Raw genomic sequence first — 18668 nt, forward strand, 5'->3', positions numbered from 1 at the left:
CCCCCCATTTGCCTCTCTTTAGTTCCATTATACCATTTTTTTACATTAGTACAAGTTTCTTTAAAGTTTAGCTCAGGTCAATATTTATATATACTCTACAATCCCTTCAATCATTTTACTTACCTGGCGTGCCGCTAAGTTCACAAAGTCATCAAAGTTCATTTCTATACCATTATCAGCTCTATCTGAAATAGTACGTAGCATAACAAATGGGATCTTGTTCATATAGCATGTATGGGCAATTGCTGCCCCTTCCATTTCAGCATAAAACGCAGTAAAAGTTGAATAAGGTTCTTCCTTTATTTTTACACTTGCTGCAAATTCATCCTGGCTTTCAATGTGCCCTATCCATACTTGATGTTCTTTAAGAACTTTATCTGCTACTTCTTTTGCACATCCTATAAGACGCTTGTCTGTTTCCCAAAATACATTTTCCACTTCGCAGTTTGTATCTGCAGGCATATCTATATCACTGGCAATAATAACATCACCAATATTAACGTCTGGATGAAGCCCTCCTGCTACACCTATATTCATTATATAGTTAGCTTTAAATCTATCGATTAGAATTTGTGTACATATGGCCGCATTTACTTTACCATTTTCACATCTTACCACAATAACTTGTGCATCCTTCATTGTAGCCTCATAAAAATCCATTCCTGCAATTTGATGGATTTCTCGAAGCTCTATTCTTCTACGAAGAGCAATGATTTCCTCTTCCATTGCACCTATAATACCTATTGTCTTCATGTGCATTACTCCTTCCAATAGCTTAAGATTATTATACTACAAAAAGTATTATTCCATAAAGTACAAATAGGTCATTATAGACAGGATCCCTCTTCTATAATAACCTATTGCTTTCTAATAAACTTTTTGTAATTTGTTTATTAAAGTCTGATTAAGTGTCTGAATAACCTGCTGCCTATCTGATTCCCACTTAGCTGCAATGAAATCCATATAATCAATAGCTGTATCTATGATGATATTAATCCATCTAATAATTTGCTCCGGCCGTAATACTTGTGAATACAGAATAACAACTTCCCCTGTTGTAAAATTCACTTGAATATCATTTATGCCATTTAAAAGTTTAATAGCATCATAAACGTATGGTGCAAATTCAACGTAATCCTTACTAAGATTAGATAAATTTGCCATTCTTATGTGTAATTCTCCTGGCATATTACTCAAAAGTTGCATCTTAATATAGTTCTTTATAAGCTGTTTTTTAAGACTCATCATAATTCCCCCCTCCAATTCTTACAAAGCTAAATTCTAAGCGCGTCTCTACCTTTATTCATATGCCCTCCTTAACTTGTTTTATGATTAAAGTTCTTCTAGTTTACCTACTCTCTCAAATCCTACATTTATGCCTTTTTCACAGACTCTAAGTTGGTGATCATAAAAGATATTAAGCTCCATAGTACTTCCAAGTGCTTCATCTATTTCCCTTAACATTGCTCCCTTATTAGGCGCCTTCAAGACACTTCCTTCCTTTTTATCCACCTTTACATGTATAAGTTCTTTACCTTGTCTAATTGTTATAAGAAGGGACTCTGGTTCATCTTTAAAAAACTGTATGGATGCCCCTGTATAAGTGGTAAATATCCTTGTTTTTCCTTTTATACTTAATGTACACAGTACACCTGTAAAAGACATTCCTAAAAAAGGTATCTTGGCTATAGCCAACATAAAAGATAAGTCCTCTCGTCTAAAATGGTTGCATTGTATCCATATATAACTACTTGGAAAACTCGTTCCCCAATCTCTTTCTATATACCCCTTGCCTCCATTAAAATCATATAGCGTATGATTTAAATGTATTTCTCCTTGCAACGTATGCTGCATAGAGACTATATCATGATAGCATTCCATAAAAGGTAAATAAGCAAATGGCCCCATCAAACCTCTTTTCCATAACTTGCGTGGCAGTGGGGTAAGAGATTTAAATTCTATCTTCCCCTCTAAAATTAAATTTTCTTCTTTAATATGCAATTTCATATAGGTTGATGTAAAGATATTCTCTTCTATTTGAATATGAAAAGGCTCCATGCGGTAAAAATAAGATTCTATATCGTATGAAACATAATAACTCTTTAAATCTTTAGAGCTTAATACTTGTATAAAAGCTACGGGTTCTATCCCTTGTGTACTTCCCACAATTACCGCAAGTGTTTGATCTGCTGTAGCACACTTAAAGTACCATCCTTCAAAATACTTTTCTTTCATTTTCATCTCACCCTACCTTTGATAATTACTTTAAGTATGCCCAAAACAAAAGCATCCTAATAGCCAAAAGCTATTAGGATGCTCTTATTTTAATTTTCGTAAAAACTTCCATATTTTCTAAAGCGCTCATAGCGTTTATCGACTAATACATCTGTACTCATAGCACCTAACTCATCTAGCTTTTCTATGATATACGTCTTAAGTAACTGAGCTGCACTAAATGGATCTTTATGTGCACCTCCTAAAGGTTCAGTTACAATATCATCAATAATATGATTTTCAAGAAGATCCGAAGCTGTAATCCTCATAATTTCTGCAGCCTCTTTTGCCTTTGCACTATCTTTCCATAAAATACTCGCAAAACCTTCTGGTGAAAGAATAGAATAAGTAGTATTCTCCTGCATAAATACTTTATCAGCTACACCAAGTGCTAAAGCACCACCACTACCACCTTCACCTATAATTCCTGCAATAATAGGTGTTTTCAATCTAGCCATCTCCATAAGGTTACGTGCAATAGCCTCTCCTTGTCCACGTTCCTCTGCTCCAAGACCACAGTAAGCACCTGGTGTGTCAATGAGACATACTATCGGCCTCCCAAACTTCTGTGCCTGTTGCATAAGGCGTAGTGCCTTACGATACCCTTCTGGATGAGGCATACCAAAGTTACGCTCTACATTTTCTTTTGCTGACTTTCCTTTATTCTGAGCAATAATGGTGACTACATGATTACCAATTTTTCCAATACCACCAATAATCGCTTTGTCATCTTTAAAGTTACGATCACCATGAAGCTCTATGAAATCTGTGACCATTTCCTGAATATAGAAAGATCCTCTAGGACGATCTATCATACGTGCAATTTGTACTTTATCCCACGCTGAATAATTTTCAGCAATCTCTCTTTCCAATTTTGCTGCAATAGACTGAAGACGTTTAATTTCTTGATTAATCTCCAAGTTTTCTTCTAAAGAAGCCAATTCATCAATCATACGTCTAAGATGTTCTAGTTTTTTAGTATTCTCCATCTTGTCCCTCCTTTGCATGGAATTTAAGGAGTTTATAGAGGCTATCTCTCATATCTTTACGTTCTACAATACAATCAATCATACCATGTTCAAGTAAAAACTCTGAACGTTGAAATCCTTGAGGAAGCTTCTGACGAATAGTCTGCTCGATTACACGTGGGCCAGCAAAACCAATGAGTGCATTAGGTTCTGCAATAATAATGTCACCTAACATAGCAAAACTTGCTGTAACCCCACCTGTTGTAGGATTCGTTAGGACACTGATATAAAGTAAACCTTTTTCATCATGTCTTGCAAGTGCAGCACTTGTTTTAGCCATCTGCATAAGGGAGATAATCCCCTCCTGCATCCTCGCACCACCAGAAGCAGAAAAGATAATAATAGGGAGTTCATGCGCTGTAGCATACTCAATAGCGCGCGTAATCTTCTCTCCTACTACTGATCCCATACTTCCCATAATGAACCTACTATCCATAACAGCAAGGACCGTTTCAATACCACCTATTCTCCCCTTACCTGTTATAACTGCTTCATTTTGCTCAACCTTTTTCATCGTAGTTTCTATCTTATCTTCATAACCCTCAAATTCAAGCGGATTGGCACTTTTCATTTCTTTATCAAATTCCTCAAAGCTATCTAAATCGATAAGTTTACTGATTCTAGCACTTGGAGAAATAGGAAGATGTCCATTACAGTAAGTGCACACACCAATATTAGCAATTAAGTCTATGACATAAATATTCTTCTTACAGTGTGGGCATTTTGTATACATTCCTTTTGGAACTTCAGGTTTAGACTGAGTAGTTTTAGTCTGAGCATATTTTTTTTGTCTACCTATTAATGCACTTAACATACGACTACTCCTCTCCTAAAATTGAATCTAAATTCTTTTCTATAAAAGATGTGTCAAAGTATCCTTCATTGAATGCATCTGTATGAATAAGATCATATTGGAAATCAATATTGGTATCAATGCCTTCTATAACAGCTTCAGCAAGCGCACGCCTCATAATGCTAAGTGCTTCCTCGCGTGTATCTCCATAAGCAATAATCTTTGCCAGCATAGAATCATACGTCGGTGGTACACTATATCCTGGATAAATAGCTGTATCTACACGTACACCTCTACCGCCTGGTAAATGAAGCTCTACAATTTTACCTGCACAAGGTCTAAAGTTAAGTTTAGGATTCTCTGCATTAATACGACATTCAATAGCATGACCTTTAATCTGGATATCTTTATTAGTAAACTGTAAGCGTTCCCCTGATGCAATTCTAATTTGTTCACGTATTAAATCTATACCTGTAATCATTTCTGTAACAGGATGTTCTACCTGAATACGTGTGTTCATCTCAATAAAGAAGAAGTTTCTATCTTTATCTAAAATAAACTCTATTGTACCTGCATTTTCATATTTTACAGCTTTTGCTGCTCTTATGGCTGCTTCACCCATCTTCTTACGAAGTGCTGGTGATATGCAAGGTGATGGTGCTTCCTCAATGACCTTCTGATGTCTTCTTTGAAGTGAGCAGTCTCTTTCGCCTAGATGTACAACATTACCATAAGCATCACCTAAAATCTGAAACTCAATATGTCTTGGTTCTACAATATATTTTTCTAAATACATACTTCCATCACCAAAAGCTGAAAGTGCCTCATTCCTTGCTGTATTAAAAGCCATTTCAATTTCGGATTCATTCCATACAATACGCATACCACGTCCACCGCCACCTGCTACTGCTTTTAAAATAACAGGATAACCAATACATTTAGCAAGGACTCTTGCATCTTGGGCAGTATCTATAGTGCCCTCCGAACCAGGTACAACAGGCACATCTGCTTCAATCATCATTTGACGTGCACGTGCTTTATCTCCCATAAGTTCAATCATTTCTGGTGTTGGTCCAATGAACTTAATATTGCATTCACGACTTATACGGGCAAATTTAGCATTCTCCGATAAGAATCCAAAACCAGGATGGATAGCATCTGCCCCAGTTAAAACTGCCGCTGTAATAATGCTCTCTATATTTAAGTAACTATCTCTTGGCAAAGGTTTACCGATACATACAGCTTCATCTGCTAACTTCACATGAAGTGAATCTTTATCTGCTGTTGAGTAAATGGCTACTGTCTCAATATTCATCTCACGACATGCTCTAATAATACGTACAGCAATCTCACCTCTGTTAGCAACTAATACTTTGCTTATCACCATGATACCTCCTAGCCTATAGCAAATGTTAATTCTGCTTTTGCTACTACTTTTCCATCTACAGTTGCTACTGCTTCTCCAATTCCAATAGGTCCTCTTTGTTTAACAAGTTTACACTCCAGCTTTAAAGTATCACCTGGAACAACTTTCTCTTTAAAACGTGCCTCTTTAATACCACCAAAGAAAGCTACTTTTCCTTTAAATTCTTCTTGTGAAAGAATAGCAATCGCACCCACCTGCGCAAGCGCTTCTATAATAAGAACACCTGGCATTACAGGAAGACCTGGAAAATGCCCCTGGAAAAATGGTTCATTCATCGTTACATTCTTATACCCGGTAGCCCCCTTACCATCTTCATGAATTTCAGCTTTATCTACTAATAAAAATGGATATCTATGAGGGATGATTTCCATAATTTGTTGTGTGTTTAACATGTCACCTCTCCTTATCTAATGATAAATAGTGGTTGGTCAAACTCAACCATCTCTTCATTTTCTACTAAAATTTCTACAATCTCACCATCTCTATCTGCTTCTACTTCATTCATAAGTTTCATGGCTTCAATAATACAGATAGTATCTCCTTTTTTCACCTTAGAGCCTACTGTTACAAACTCAGGCTTATCAGGTGCACTTGAAGAATAGAAGGTCCCTACCATAGGCGCTTTTACTTCATAACTATCTTCGGACTTAACCTCTGCTGGAGTCTCAATATTAATCTGCGTGGTTGCTACTTGCTGCGTGGTTGGTGCTACACTTGGTGTTGCCATAGGCACTACTTGTGCCGTACGTTCAATTTCAATTTCAAACTCATCGTTTTTAAGCTTAACTTTTGTAAGATCTGAGTCTTTAAATTCATTCATAAGCTCTTTAACAAGTTTAATATCCATTATACTTCCCCTTTCCACTTTTTAAGAAGAATTGTTCCGTTATGACCTCCAAATCCGAGTGAGTTGCTGAGTGCATATTCAAGTTCTGCTACCCTCCCTATATTGGGTACATAATCAAGGTCACACTCTTCATCTGGTACTTCATATCCAATAGTTGGCGGAATAAAGCCTTCCTCTAACGCTTTAGCAATGGCAATGACTTCTACCGCACCAGCAGCACCTAAAAGGTGTCCTGTCATAGATTTTGTAGAACTTATTGCTACTTTTGTATCCTCACCAAACACTTTTTTAATAGCTAGTGTTTCAAATTTATCATTATACTCTGTACTTGTTCCATGTGCATTGATGTAACCTACAGCATCTGGTGTAATACCCGCTTCATTAATAGCCTCTGCCATAGCTCTTGCAGCACCCTCACCTTCTGGATCTGGCGAAGTAATGTGATAAGCATCGCCTGTAGCACCATAACCTACTACTTCAGCTAAAATATTTGCACCTCTATTTAAAGCATGCTCTAATGTTTCCATTACAACGATTCCTGCTCCTTCCCCCATAACAAACCCATTTCTTTCTTTATCAAATGGGACAGAGGCACGTTTCGGATCCTCTGACTTAGATAATGCAGTAAGTGATTGGAAGGATGCGATACCCATAGGTGTAATAGATGCTTCAGCACCCCCTGCTAAAATGACATTATTGGTCCCTTTTTGAAGCGCACGGTATGCTTCCCCAATACAATGGGTACCTGTAGCACATGCTGTCACCATACTTGTGCAAATACCTTTTGCTCCTGTATAAATAGCTACATTACCAGCTCCCATATTAGAAATAACCATAGGAATAAATAACGGAGAAACACGTTTTGGTCCTCTTTCCAAAAGTGTCTTCATTCCTGATTCAATAGTGCCAAGGCCACCAATACCTGAACCTACGATAACGCCTACTTTTGTAGCATCTTCTTCTGCCATATCAATGCCTGCATCTTGCAGAGCTTCTTTTGCTGCATAAATAGCATATTGAGAGAAAAGATCTAATCTACGTACTTCTCTTTTTTCTATATATTTACTTGCATCAAAGTCTTTTACCTCAGCTGCAAGTGTAACATCATAACCTTCTGTTAATTCAAATTTGCTAATACGATTAATGCCGCATACACCTTCTTTAAGGTTGTTCCAAAACTCCTCTTTTGTGTTACCTAGCGGTGATACAACTCCAATACCTGTAATAACAACTCTATTTTGCATGGTTTTCCTCCTCATTAAAATTACATAGCCATGCCGCCATCAACTTTGATGACTTCACCTGTTATATAACTTGACAAATCACTTGCTAAGAATAATGCTACATTTGCTACTTCTTGGACATTTCCAAAGCGATTAAGTGGTATACCTTTAAGTGTATTTTCTTTAATTGTTTCTGGAAGTTTATCTGTCATATTAGATACAATGAATCCTGGCGCAATAGCATTTACACGTAGGCTTTTAGACGCAAATTCTTTTGCCGCTGATTTTGTCATACCTACTACACCTGCTTTAGATGCTGAGTAATTACATTGCCCAATGTTACCATGAAGTCCTACTACGGAAGACATATTGATAATGCTTCCGCCTTTTTTCATCATGATGCGTGTTGCATGTTTCATACAGTTAAATACACCTTTTAAGTTGATATTGATAACGTTATCAAATTCCTCTTCTGTCATTCTTAGAAGAAGCATATCTCTTGTAATCCCTGCATTGTTTACAAGAATATCTAACGCCCCAAATGTATCTACTGCTATTTTCATAAGCTCTTTTGCTTGTTCAAAGTTTGAAACGTCTGCCATAACAGCTATCGCCTCACCACCATTTGATTTGATTTCTTCTACTACAGCTTCTGCCTCAGCAGCTGATCTTTCAAATGGATAGTTTATTACAACTTTGGCACCATTCTTTGCAAATGTATGTGCAATTTCTTTACCAATCCCGCTACTACTACCTGTAATAACTGCTACTTTATCTTTTAACATTGCTTGCCTCCTAAAAATTCCAATACATTTTGTAATGATGCTTCATCTTCTATATTAAGCACTTTAACATCTGATGAAATTTTGCTTACAAAATTACAAAGTGTTTTCTTAACACCAATCTCAATAAAAGTATCAAACCCTTCTTCAATAAGTTTTTCAATACTTTCTCTAAAACGTACACCTTTTACGATTTGAAGTGGAATATTTTCAATCACTTCATCTTTATTCATATAAGAAGCTGTAACATTACTGATAATAGGTGTTGTAACTTCATTAAAGTTAAAGTGTATAAGTTCTTCTTTTAAGTTCTTTGCTGCTTCCTCCATAAGTGGACTATGGAACGCTCCACTTACATTAAGCGGCATGATGCGCCTTGCACCTTTTTCTTTTAAAAGTGGGGTAGCCTTTTCAATTGCTGTCTTTTCACCTGAGATAACTACTTGACCTGGGCAGTTATCATTTGCTACTACTAGTTCCAATCCTTCATTTTGAATACATTGACATACTTCATCAATCATTTCTTTTTGAAGTCCAATAACAGCTGCCATACCTCCATCTCTTTCTTTGGCACATTCATCCATATAAAAAGCTCTCTTATCTACAAGTTTAAGTGCTTGTTCAAAGTTCAACGCTCCGCTTGCTACTAAAGCGCTGTATTCTCCTAAGCTAAATCCTAGTACCGCTGAAGGCACAATACCTTGTGCCTTTGCAGCATTAAAGGCAGCAATACTTGTGGTAAAAAGTGCAGCTTGCGTATAACGTGTTTGATTAATAAGTGCGTTTTTGTCTTCAAAACATACTTCTTTAATATCCCAATCTAATATGTCTGAAGCACAGTCGAAAGCTTCTTTGCTCTCTGTATAATGTTCGTATAAATTTTTACCCATACCTGCGTACTGCACACCTTGACCTGAAAATAAGAATGCGATTTTCATTTTTACCACCCTACCTCTAGTTTGATTTTCAAAGTTTTAAATTCAAAGTATTTTTTCTATTAACCTATCTGCGCTAATACTCTGTTTCCTTCTGTCATGATTTCTTCAATCATTTCTTTGGCTGTTTGTTCTTGTTTAATCATACCAGCAATTTGACCTGACATAACAGTTCCGTTAATCACGTCACCTTCAACTACAGCAAGTCTTAATCCACCTGCACCTAATGCTTCAAGTTCTTCTACACTTGCACCTTCTTTTTCACGTTTAGCAAACTCTCTTGAAAGCTTGTTTCTAAGTGCTCTTACTGGATGTCCTGTACTTCTTCCTGTTACTACAGTATCAATATCACTTGCTTTAAGTACACGTTGTTTGTAGTTTTCATGTACTGTACATTCTTTAGCTACTAAAAATCTTGTTCCAATTTGAACAGCATCTGCTCCAAGCATCATAGCTGCTGCAAACCCTCTATGATCTGCAATACCGCCTGCTGCAATAACTGGAATATTTACTGCATCTACAACTTGTGGTGTAAGTACCATAGTTGTAAGTTCACCAATATGCCCACCTGCTTCACAGCCTTCAACTACAACTGCATCTGCACCTTGTTTTTCCATCCTTCTCGCAAGGGCTACTGATGGCACAACTGGAATAACTTTAATACCTGCTTCTTTCCACATATTCATGTATTTACCAGGATCGCCTGCACCTGTAGTAACGATTGTTACACCTTCTTCTACTACAACTTTAGCAACATCTTCAGCATGTGGGCTAAGGAGCATAATATTTACTCCAAATGGTTTACTCGTAATCTCTTTTAAAGCTCTAATCTCTGCTCTAAGCCAGTCAGCGGGTGCATTACCTGCTGCAATAATCCCTAATCCCCCTGCCTCTGATACAGCAGCTGCTATGGCATGGTCAGCGATCCATGCCATGGCACCTTGGAAAATAGGATATTGAATGTTTAACATATCGCATATCTTGTTCATACTTCAATCTCCTTATTTAATCTGCTTAACAACTCATTATTGTCTTTCTGTGATGTAGTTAACAGCATCACCTACTGTTTTAATACCTTCAACATCTTCGTTTGAAATAGATACACCAAATTCATCTTCAAGAGCCATAACAACTTCAAATAAGTCTAATGAATCTGCTTCTAAATCTTCTTTGAAACGTGCTGTTTCAACTACTTCTGAAACGTCTACTCCTAATTTGTCTGCTACGATTTCTTGTAATTTTTCTAATACCATTTTCAAATCCTCCTAAAGTTTAATGTTTAATAATTTATATATCCTTAAAGCCCTAAGGCCTAATAGGAACTAATCCCATGTAAGGAGCATACTGCCCCATGTAAGTCCACCACCAAATCCACTAAGCACAATGGCATCTCCTGAATTTAGCTGCTGTACCGCATCATAAAGTGCCATTGGAATACTTGCAGATGAAGTATTACCATATTGATTTAAATTCTTAAAGAACTTGTCAGATGGTACACCTAATTTTTTAGCTACACTATCCATAATTCTAGAATTCGCTTGATGTAAAATAAAATAGCGGATATCTTCTAATGCATATGAGGTACCTTCTAATACTTTCTCTATACTTGTTGGTACAACAGTTGTTGCAAACTTATAAACTGCCCTACCATCCATGTACATATAAGGTGAGTGAGGTTCTTCTTGAACTACACAATTTTTAAGACTTGTCCCAGGTAAGGTCAGCACATGGCCGCCCGCACCATTACTCTCAGTATAGATATTAATTATGTGATTTTTATGATGTTTGGAAAAAATTGCAGCACCCGCTCCATCTCCAAACAACACACATGTTCCTCTATCTGTCCAGTCTACAGTCTTACTAAGCACTTCAGCTCCTATAACAAGCACATTAGCTGCTGAACCTGCCTTAATAGCATCTGTTCCAATTTTAGCTCCATATAAAAATCCGCTACACGCAGCTGCTATATCAAAAGCTGTAGCATGCCCAGCCCCTATAGCTGCCTGTACTCTACAAGCTACACTTGGCATAACATAATCAGGTGTAATAGTTGCTACTATAATAAGATCAATATCTGAAGCGTTTATATTGGCTCTTTCAAGAGCTTCTTTTGCTGCAGTGACTGCAAGATCAGTCGTACTTTCGCCCGTTGAAAGATATCTTTGGCTAATGCCTGTTCTAGATGTAATCCATTCATCTGACGTATCTACAACCTTAGACATATCCTCATTAGTCATACAATACTTAGGCACTGCCTTTCCCACTCCTAAAAGTTTTACTCCATACATGGCTGTATCACTCCTTTCTATTTTTTTACAAGGTGATACTTCTCTTTAAAGAAATTAGAAAGCCTTGTCAAAGAAGCGATGAGTACCTCATTATCTTCATTAGATAACCCATCTATCATGTTATTGACCATAACTTGATGGAAGTTCTCATGTACTCTATATGCAAGCTTTCCTTTATGTGCTAAGGCAATCTCTACATATCTTCTATCATCTTCTGAACGCTGTCTTGTAACATATTCTTTCTTTACTAATCGGTTAATAGATGTAGTTAATGTACCTACTGTAATCCCTAATTGATCTGAAACATCCGTCATAGTTCTTGAACCCATACCAATGGCCTCAATAACATGCATCTCTGTAATAGATAAGTCCTTAAATGGACTTTCTTGGAGTGCAGCTTTTTCAATGGTTAAAATTTCATTAAATAGTTCTACTAGCAATTCATTGACTACTTTTGCAGTATTCTGCAAATCTCTCGCCTCCACTCTTGTGAATTAATACTTTGTTAATCAAATTATTTTATATTCAAAGTATATGCAACAACATTTCTATTGTCAAGTATTGTTTTTTTGGATTAAAGATTATACCTTATTGGCAATACTTCTCTTATAGGAGGTATACTATGATTAAACTACTAAAAGATCTATCCATGGATAAACTACGTGACAAGCTCACACTTCTTTATATTCTTAATACAGTAGATATTGTATTTACCTTTGGGCTCCTTAAGACAGGCCTTTTCAAAGAGATTAATAGCATCATGGTAAGTGTAGTAGATGACCCCTTCCTAAGCATTATAATTAAGCTTATCATTCCTGCGCTCCTTATTATTTATATTCTTGCTAAACTTGAAGAGCTTCCCAATGGTAATCTTAAACTTTGCCATATCTGCGTTAATGTAGTCCTTATTGTTTATACACTTATCACTATAATGCATATAAGTTATTTCTGCTTATTTTTATACACGTTGTCTCTTCCCAATTAATTCATTTTACTTTTTATGACTTTTTTATTATCATAGAAAAGTAAAAATCATTAAAAGGAGACAATATATGAGTGTTTTAACAGTAAAAAATGTAACTCATGGCTTTGGTTCCCGTAGCATTTTAGAAAATGTATCTTTTCGTTTATTAAAAGGGGAACACGTTGCTCTAGTTGGTGCCAATGGTGAAGGAAAATCAACATTCTTAAATATTATTACTAGTAAGCTTATGCCAGATGAAGGTACTGTAGAATGGTCAAACCGTGTAACAGTTGGTTACCTTGATCAGCATTCTGCACTTACTCCTGGTACAACTATTCGTGATAACTTACGTTTAGCATTTGATAATTTATTCACACTTGAACAAGAGATGCTTGGCCATTATGAAAAAATGAGTGACTGCTCTGACGAAGAAATGGCTAAACTTATGGAAGATGCAGCAGAAATCCAAAACATCTTAGATACAAGTGGTTTCTATATTATTGATTCAAAGATTGATGAAGTTGCAAGTGGCCTTGGCCTTGGGGAAATTGGTCTTGATAAAAAAGTAGACGAACTAAGTGGTGGTCAACGTACAAAAGTTCTTCTTACTAAACTTCTTCTTCAGAACCCTACTATCCTTATTCTGGATGAGCCTACTAACTACCTTGATGTTAACCATATTGAGTGGCTTAAGCGCTACCTTCAAAACTACGACAATGCCTTTATTCTTGTATCACATGATATTCCATTCCTTAATGATGTATGTAACCTCATCTACCATGTAGAGGATTGTGAACTTACACGTTATGTAGGTAACTATGATGAGTTTTTACGTTTATATGAACTCAAAAAACGTCAACAAGAAAAAGCTTATGAACGTCAACAAAAAGAAATTGATAAACTTGAAGACTTTATTGCACGTAATAAAGCACGTGTTGCTACAACAGGTATGGCAAAAAGCCGTATGAAACAGCTTGATAAAATGGAAATGATTGAAAAACCAAAAGAAAAAATCAAGCCTACTTTCAACTTTAAATTCTCTAAAGCACCTAGCCGTTTCCTTATTGAAGCTCGTGACCTTGTAATCGGTTATGATGAACCACTTACAAAACCACTTAATTTCAACATTGAACGTGGTAAAAAAATTGCTATCTGTGGTGTAAATGGTCTTGGTAAATCTACACTTCTTAAAACACTTCTTGGTATCCTTAAACCAATTAGTGGTGAAGTAGAATTTGGTGAAAATGTTGAGTACGGTTACTTTGCTCAAGAAGACTCTCGTGATAACAACAATACTGCACTTGATGAACTTTGGAATGAGTACCCATCTCTTACAAACCATGAAGCACGTTCTGAACTTGCTAAATGTGGCCTTACAACAGATCATATTACAAGCCCTATGAAAGTTTTATCAGGTGGAGAAAATGCTAAAGTGCGTCTTTGCAAAATTCTTCTTCAGGAACTTAATCTTCTTGTTCTAGACGAACCAACAAATCACTTAGATGTGGATGCTAAAGATGAGCTGGAAAAAGCACTTAAAGAATTTAAAGGTACAGTTGTTCTTGTATGTCATGAACCTTACTTTTATGAAAGCTTTGTAACAGATGTATGGAATGTAGAAGACTGGACAACTAAAATTATTTAATAAAAAAGCTAGAGGCTAAGCCTCTAGCTTTTTTATATATTTTTCCTTCTTAATTTATACTATAATACTCAAAACATTTGTAAAACAACATTTCTTCTACCGGTTGGCTAATATAATAACCTTGGATTTTATCACATTTTATTTCCTTCAATATATCTATGTGTTGACTTACTTCAACACCCTCACATATTACTTCTAGCCCTAATATATGAGCTAATCCTATAAGTGTCCCTATAATCGCTACATTTCTTTCATCTTTTTCTATTCTACTTACAAGTATCTGATCTATTTTCAATATATCTAATGGAAGTACTTTAATATGATTAAAAGAAGAGTACCCTATACCAAAATCATCTAAAGATATTTTTATCCCTAATGCTTTAATCTCATTTAGAACTTTTACAATATACTCTGGATAATCTAACACTTCATCTTCAGTTATCTCTAACCTAATAAACTCAGGATTAATATGATATTTATTGAGAATACCTTTAATAACCTCTACACAATTAGGTCTTTTAAGTGACCTATAAGACATATTCACATATATTTCAAAATCCGTGTATCCATTCATATGCCACTTCTGCCCAAATTCACAAGCCTTATCTAACATTAAATAATCAATCTCTACTATACACCCTATTCGCTTAGCAACTGGTATAAATACCTCTGGAAGCAGTACTTCCCCATTTCTAATCCACCTTGAAAGAACTTCTGCACCTACAATCTTATTCTTATGTATATCAAAAATAGGCTGATAGTATGGGACGATTTCTCCTCTTGCTATCACATCTTTTAAGCTTGCCTCTACTTCTAATTCTTCTGACATCTGATCTGTAAACACTTGGATACTATTGCCACCCTTTTTCTTGCTCTTATACATAGCAATATCACCATATTTAAGCAAGGTATTAATATCAGTCGTTTGATATGGATAAATACTGATCCCTATACTTGCCTTAATAGCAAAATTATAAGAAGCATACTCAAACTTCTTATTAACTCTATTTAAAAGATCCTGTCCAAATTGGGCTATTTCATTAGGTGCAAATTCTCCTTCTCTGATAACAATAAATTCATCTCCACCTAATCTTCCTACAGTTATATCATCATTAGCCAATTCCATGAGTTCCTTTGCAGTAGCACATAGTACCTTGTCTCCCTCAATATGGCCTACTGTATCATTTAAAGTCTTGAAATTATCAAGGTCTATAAAATAAATAACAAAAGATACATTCATTTTCTTCAGGTAATCTAAATGTTCATATAAGCTATGTCTATTCTTAAGGTTTGTTAAAGAATCATATTTGGCAAGATATTTCATCTCTTCTGAGTAATGCTTTAAGATTGTAATATCATTCATAATAATAGCAAAATACCCTTGCTGTATGCTATATAATGTAATAGATACCCACTTATCTCCTTTTAGAGCAACTTGACTTAAGGTATATGTTCTGTCTGTTCGCCATACTTGTCCTAAAATTTCTTGTATGTGCCCATCATCGATACCTGCTAGATGAGATAATTCGTGAATCGTATGATTGATTAATTTTTCTTTAGAAACTCCTAACAAATCACCTAGTGCATCATTGCATTCTTCACAAATAGCATCTTTATACTGTCCTAATTCATCTTTCTTTACCCTATAACATGCAAATCCATTTGTCATAGTGCTTAATACGCTACTATACTTCTTTTCATTTAATAAAATTTGTTCATTAGCTTGTTCTAAAGAAGCAAACATTCTATTGATATCTTCTTGCAATAGTCCTATTTCATCATTTACTTCATCTTTTTCTATACGTTTTGATAAATCCTGTGAGCTATGAATAGTGTTAATCTGTTTATTTATTTTTACAATACGTTTTACTACAAGCTTTTCTACCCAAATCCCCAAGATGCAACTTGTAATAATACATCCTATCATTGAAATACCTGTTAAGGCCTCTATATTCCGCTTCATACTCTGTTTTGCTACTAAAGGTTCTATTAACCTTATATAAAACTTTTCCTCTGCATTAGCAGTGCCAACAGGTGTATAACTTTCAATAATAGACTTGTCATAAACAAGCTGAATAGGTAAGCCTATATAGCTTTCCTCTAGATTATGAGCTCTAGATGAATCTAACCTATTTGTTAAATCCACACGTCTTTTCAAATTATCTCCTATATTCTCTATCATCTCTTGGTCTATTGTCTCTACGGCCATAAAGTATCCCTTATGTTCTTTTTCTCCCCCATCTATAAGTGGATATATAGCTACAATATAAGGATGATTATTGGTAGAAATAACGCCTTCAAAACTTTGATCTGTATTATGAATAAGTCTTTTAGCCTCTTTAATAAGGGTATCTACTTCAGTTTTCTCTATTGCTTTTCCTTCTTTATCATAATATGTTTTATAAACTCTAAATTCTGGAGATAAAATGATCTTGCTCTGTATCCCATCATTTTCAAACCACTTATATATACTAAGTTCTTGCATAAAGTCAACATCATGCTCCTCATCTATTCTAATAATATGAGGTATCAATTCTTTATAGTCTTTTGCCCTACTAATAAGCTTATCTTTTTCCCCTTGCAGCCTACTCATAATATCTGATGTAATGCCAGTAATGCGTGTCACCTCCCCTTGATACAAATAGTCCACCATTACATTAGATAACATCAAGTGCAATATAATTGTTATTACAGTCATTGCTACAAAAATACTAGCGATTTTTACTGATAACTTCATAGCAGCCCCCTTTTTAATATACTTATATAAAACCTTTTATCTCTTTATTGACTTTATAATATACAGAAAACTCGAATTAGTAAACTGTTTTCATCCTTTTCACCTATTTTATGACATATTTTTTTCTACAGCTTTCTCTAAAAATTTCATGAATAAAGGATGTGGTCTATTAGGTCTAGATAAAAACTCTGGATGGAATTGTACACCTACGAACCAAGGATGATTGGGTACTTCTACTATTTCTACTAGATGTTCATCTGGAGAGGTTCCTGCTATCCTTAATCCTTGATCTACTAATAAGTCTCTATATTTATTATTAAATTCATAACGATGTCTATGTCTTTCTTCTATTAGACACTCCTTATATGCTTCATAGCTAAATGTATCTTTCTTAAGCACACAAGGATAAACCCCTAATCTCATAGTTCCTCCAAGATCTTCTATATCTTTCTGGTCTGCCATAATGTCAATCACTGGATAAGGTGTTTGTTGCATAATTTCAGAGCTGTTAGCCTCTTCAAGTCCTACTACATGTCTTGCGTACTCAATCACCGCACATTGCATACCTAGGCAAATACCTAGAAAAGGAATCATCTTTGTACGTGCATATTCTATGGCAAGTATTTTTCCTTCAATACCTCTATCCCCAAACCCTCCTGGAACAAGTATACCATCTACCTTTTTTAAGATTTGTTCTGCCTTAGACTTATTATTAATCTTTTCTGCATCTATCCACTCAATCTCTACTTCACTTTCAAGCTGTATACCTGCATGATAAAGAGATTCTACAATAGAAATATAAGCATCATGTAGCTCTACGTATTTTCCTACTAACGCTATTTTAACTTTACGTTTTTTAATTTTTTCTTTCTTTACTAATAGCTCCCATTCTTCAAGATTTAGTTCTTTCACTTCAATGCCTAGCTTCTCACATACAATTTGTGCTAACTGCTCTTTTTCAAACATAAGTGGAACTTCATAAAGAGTCTTTGCATCTAAATTTTGAATAACACACTTAGGATTTACATTACAAAAAAGAGCAATTTTATTTTTCATTTCTTGAGATATAACCTGTTCTGTTCGACATACAATAAGATCTGGTTGTATCCCAATAGAAAGTAATTCCTTTACAGAATGCTGAGTTGGTTTTGTCTTCATTTCACCTGACTTATCTAGGTAAGGAATAAGGGTTACATGAATATAAAGTACATTTTCATGCCCTACATCTGTTGCTACTTGCCTAATAGCCTCTAAGAAAGGTAAGCTTTCAATATCCCCAACTGTTCCCCCTATTTCGGTAATAACAACATCTCTTGCCTCACCTACTTTACCTACTCGATATACACATTCCTTAATCATATTTGTAATATGAGGAATAACTTGTACCGTTGCACCTAAGTAGTCTCCTTTACGCTCTTTGTTAAGTACAGACCAATAAATTTTTCCTGTTGTTACATTACTATACTTATTTAAATCCTCATCAATAAATCTTTCATAATGTCCTAAATCCAAATCTGTTTCAGCACCATCTCGTGTTACAAAAACTTCACCATGCTGATAAGGACTCATAGTCCCCGGATCTATATTGATATATGGGTCGAATTTCTGAATAGTTACTTTAAGTCCCCTCGCTTTTAAAAGTCTACCTAAACTTGCTGCTGTTATGCCTTTACCGAGACCTGATACAACGCCTCCTGTAACAAATATATACTTTGTCGCCATAAAC

19 protein-coding genes are annotated in these 18668 nt (G+C 35.5%); 2 read left to right on the forward strand and 17 right to left on the reverse strand.

The window, feature by feature from the left end; all coding sequences use genetic code 11:
* Window positions 1-84 precede the first annotated feature (84 nt).
* From ACLTBU_RS12715 to ACLTBU_RS12785, 15 genes are all read right to left on the reverse strand, one after another.
* Window positions 85-753, reverse strand: coding sequence for a 5'-methylthioadenosine/adenosylhomocysteine nucleosidase (locus ACLTBU_RS12715; protein WP_337531141.1), 669 nt, complete (start codon window positions 751-753; stop codon window positions 85-87).
* A 114-nt stretch (window positions 754-867) separates the two neighbouring features.
* On the reverse strand, window positions 868-1245 hold the full coding sequence (locus ACLTBU_RS12720; protein WP_249332960.1) for a hypothetical protein: 378 nt from the start codon (window positions 1243-1245) through the stop codon (window positions 868-870).
* 87 nt (window positions 1246-1332) lie between these two features.
* Entirely contained in the window at window positions 1333-2235 is a 903-nt protein-coding gene (locus tag ACLTBU_RS12725) for a tocopherol cyclase family protein (protein WP_412219258.1), read from the reverse strand.
* An 89-nt stretch (window positions 2236-2324) separates the two neighbouring features.
* Entirely contained in the window at window positions 2325-3263 is a 939-nt protein-coding gene (locus ACLTBU_RS12730; RefSeq protein WP_337531245.1) for an acetyl-CoA carboxylase carboxyltransferase subunit alpha, read from the reverse strand.
* A complete protein-coding gene (gene accD, locus ACLTBU_RS12735; protein WP_177672049.1) occupies window positions 3250-4116 on the reverse strand; it encodes an acetyl-CoA carboxylase, carboxyltransferase subunit beta in 867 nt (288 codons plus the stop codon). Before accD ends, ACLTBU_RS12730 begins: the two co-directional genes overlap by 14 nt.
* A gap of 4 nt (window positions 4117-4120) precedes the next feature.
* Window positions 4121-5479 carry an acetyl-CoA carboxylase biotin carboxylase subunit gene (locus ACLTBU_RS12740; RefSeq protein WP_412219347.1) on the reverse strand — a complete coding sequence of 453 codons (1359 nt, stop codon included), beginning with the start codon at window positions 5477-5479 and terminating at the stop codon, window positions 4121-4123.
* An 11-nt stretch (window positions 5480-5490) separates the two neighbouring features.
* Window positions 5491-5913 carry a 3-hydroxyacyl-ACP dehydratase FabZ gene (gene fabZ / locus ACLTBU_RS12745; RefSeq protein ID WP_177672048.1) on the reverse strand — a complete coding sequence of 141 codons (423 nt, stop codon included), beginning with the start codon at window positions 5911-5913 and terminating at the stop codon, window positions 5491-5493.
* Between the two features lie 11 nt (window positions 5914-5924).
* Complete coding sequence (accB, locus tag ACLTBU_RS12750) at window positions 5925-6368, reverse strand: acetyl-CoA carboxylase biotin carboxyl carrier protein (RefSeq protein ID WP_412219263.1); 444 nt, start codon at window positions 6366-6368, stop codon at window positions 5925-5927.
* Entirely contained in the window at window positions 6368-7612 is a 1245-nt protein-coding gene (gene fabF, locus ACLTBU_RS12755) for a beta-ketoacyl-ACP synthase II (RefSeq protein ID WP_412219265.1), read from the reverse strand. Before fabF ends, accB begins: the two co-directional genes overlap by 1 nt.
* 20 nt (window positions 7613-7632) lie before the next feature.
* Complete coding sequence (fabG, locus tag ACLTBU_RS12760) at window positions 7633-8376, reverse strand: 3-oxoacyl-[acyl-carrier-protein] reductase (RefSeq protein ID WP_412219267.1); 744 nt, start codon at window positions 8374-8376, stop codon at window positions 7633-7635.
* Window positions 8370-9311 (reverse strand): ACP S-malonyltransferase, encoded by a 942-nt coding sequence (fabD, locus tag ACLTBU_RS12765; RefSeq protein ID WP_177672044.1) that lies wholly within the window; start codon window positions 9309-9311, stop codon window positions 8370-8372. Before fabD ends, fabG begins: the two co-directional genes overlap by 7 nt.
* A gap of 59 nt (window positions 9312-9370) precedes the next feature.
* Window positions 9371-10297, reverse strand: coding sequence for an enoyl-[acyl-carrier-protein] reductase FabK (fabK, locus tag ACLTBU_RS12770; protein WP_177672043.1), 927 nt, complete (start codon window positions 10295-10297; stop codon window positions 9371-9373).
* A gap of 36 nt (window positions 10298-10333) precedes the next feature.
* Window positions 10334-10561: an acyl carrier protein gene (gene acpP / locus ACLTBU_RS12775; RefSeq protein WP_320650446.1), complete on the reverse strand. Its 228-nt coding sequence runs from the start codon at window positions 10559-10561 to the stop codon at window positions 10334-10336.
* 69 nt (window positions 10562-10630) lie between these two features.
* Window positions 10631-11596, reverse strand: coding sequence for a beta-ketoacyl-ACP synthase III (locus ACLTBU_RS12780; RefSeq protein WP_412219269.1), 966 nt, complete (start codon window positions 11594-11596; stop codon window positions 10631-10633).
* Window positions 11597-11613: 17 nt separating this feature from the next.
* Window positions 11614-12066, reverse strand: coding sequence for a MarR family winged helix-turn-helix transcriptional regulator (locus ACLTBU_RS12785; protein ID WP_320650448.1), 453 nt, complete (start codon window positions 12064-12066; stop codon window positions 11614-11616).
* Window positions 12067-12218: 152 nt separating this feature from the next.
* Between ACLTBU_RS12785 and ACLTBU_RS12790 the strand changes: the two genes are divergently transcribed.
* Complete coding sequence (locus ACLTBU_RS12790; RefSeq protein WP_412219271.1) at window positions 12219-12581, forward strand: DUF5658 family protein; 363 nt, start codon at window positions 12219-12221, stop codon at window positions 12579-12581.
* A 67-nt stretch (window positions 12582-12648) separates the two neighbouring features.
* Window positions 12649-14205, forward strand: coding sequence for an ABC-F family ATP-binding cassette domain-containing protein (locus tag ACLTBU_RS12795; protein ID WP_177672038.1), 1557 nt, complete (start codon window positions 12649-12651; stop codon window positions 14203-14205).
* Window positions 14206-14254: 49 nt separating this feature from the next.
* On the opposite strand, the gene ACLTBU_RS12800 is transcribed toward ACLTBU_RS12795, so the two are convergent.
* Both ACLTBU_RS12800 and ACLTBU_RS12805 read right to left on the reverse strand, forming a co-directional pair.
* Complete coding sequence (locus ACLTBU_RS12800; protein ID WP_412219273.1) at window positions 14255-16942, reverse strand: EAL domain-containing protein; 2688 nt, start codon at window positions 16940-16942, stop codon at window positions 14255-14257.
* Between the two features lie 108 nt (window positions 16943-17050).
* Window positions 17051-18664 (reverse strand): CTP synthase, encoded by a 1614-nt coding sequence (locus ACLTBU_RS12805; protein WP_249332951.1) that lies wholly within the window; start codon window positions 18662-18664, stop codon window positions 17051-17053.
* Window positions 18665-18668 lie beyond the last annotated feature (4 nt).

This window comes from Zhenhengia sp., from assembly GCF_046966505.1.
GTDB lineage: Bacteria > Bacillota > Clostridia > Lachnospirales > Cellulosilyticaceae > Zhenhengia > Zhenhengia yiwuensis.

Coding starts and splice junctions, on each gene's coding strand:
- ACLTBU_RS12715 (WP_337531141.1), bottom strand. CDS start 753: ATGAAGACAATAGGTATTATAGGTGCAATGGAAGAGGAAATCATTGCT.
- ACLTBU_RS12720 (WP_249332960.1), bottom strand. CDS start 1,245: ATGAGTCTTAAAAAACAGCTTATAAAGAACTATATTAAGATGCAACTT.
- ACLTBU_RS12725 (WP_412219258.1), bottom strand. CDS start 2,235: ATGAAAGAAAAGTATTTTGAAGGATGGTACTTTAAGTGTGCTACAGCA.
- ACLTBU_RS12730 (WP_337531245.1), bottom strand. CDS start 3,263: ATGGAGAATACTAAAAAACTAGAACATCTTAGACGTATGATTGATGAA.
- accD (WP_177672049.1), bottom strand. CDS start 4,116: ATGTTAAGTGCATTAATAGGTAGACAAAAAAAATATGCTCAGACTAAA.
- fabZ (WP_177672048.1), bottom strand. CDS start 5,913: ATGTTAAACACACAACAAATTATGGAAATCATCCCTCATAGATATCCA.
- accB (WP_412219263.1), bottom strand. CDS start 6,368: ATGGATATTAAACTTGTTAAAGAGCTTATGAATGAATTTAAAGACTCA.
- fabF (WP_412219265.1), bottom strand. CDS start 7,612: ATGCAAAATAGAGTTGTTATTACAGGTATTGGAGTTGTATCACCGCTA.
- fabG (WP_412219267.1), bottom strand. CDS start 8,376: ATGTTAAAAGATAAAGTAGCAGTTATTACAGGTAGTAGTAGCGGGATT.
- fabD (WP_177672044.1), bottom strand. CDS start 9,311: ATGAAAATCGCATTCTTATTTTCAGGTCAAGGTGTGCAGTACGCAGGT.
- fabK (WP_177672043.1), bottom strand. CDS start 10,297: ATGAACAAGATATGCGATATGTTAAACATTCAATATCCTATTTTCCAA.
- acpP (WP_320650446.1), bottom strand. CDS start 10,561: ATGGTATTAGAAAAATTACAAGAAATCGTAGCAGACAAATTAGGAGTA.
- ACLTBU_RS12780 (WP_412219269.1), bottom strand. CDS start 11,596: ATGTATGGAGTAAAACTTTTAGGAGTGGGAAAGGCAGTGCCTAAGTAT.
- ACLTBU_RS12790 (WP_412219271.1), top strand. CDS start 12,219: ATGATTAAACTACTAAAAGATCTATCCATGGATAAACTACGTGACAAG.
- ACLTBU_RS12795 (WP_177672038.1), top strand. CDS start 12,649: ATGAGTGTTTTAACAGTAAAAAATGTAACTCATGGCTTTGGTTCCCGT.
- ACLTBU_RS12800 (WP_412219273.1), bottom strand. CDS start 16,942: ATGAAGTTATCAGTAAAAATCGCTAGTATTTTTGTAGCAATGACTGTA.
- ACLTBU_RS12805 (WP_249332951.1), bottom strand. CDS start 18,664: ATGGCGACAAAGTATATATTTGTTACAGGAGGCGTTGTATCAGGTCTC.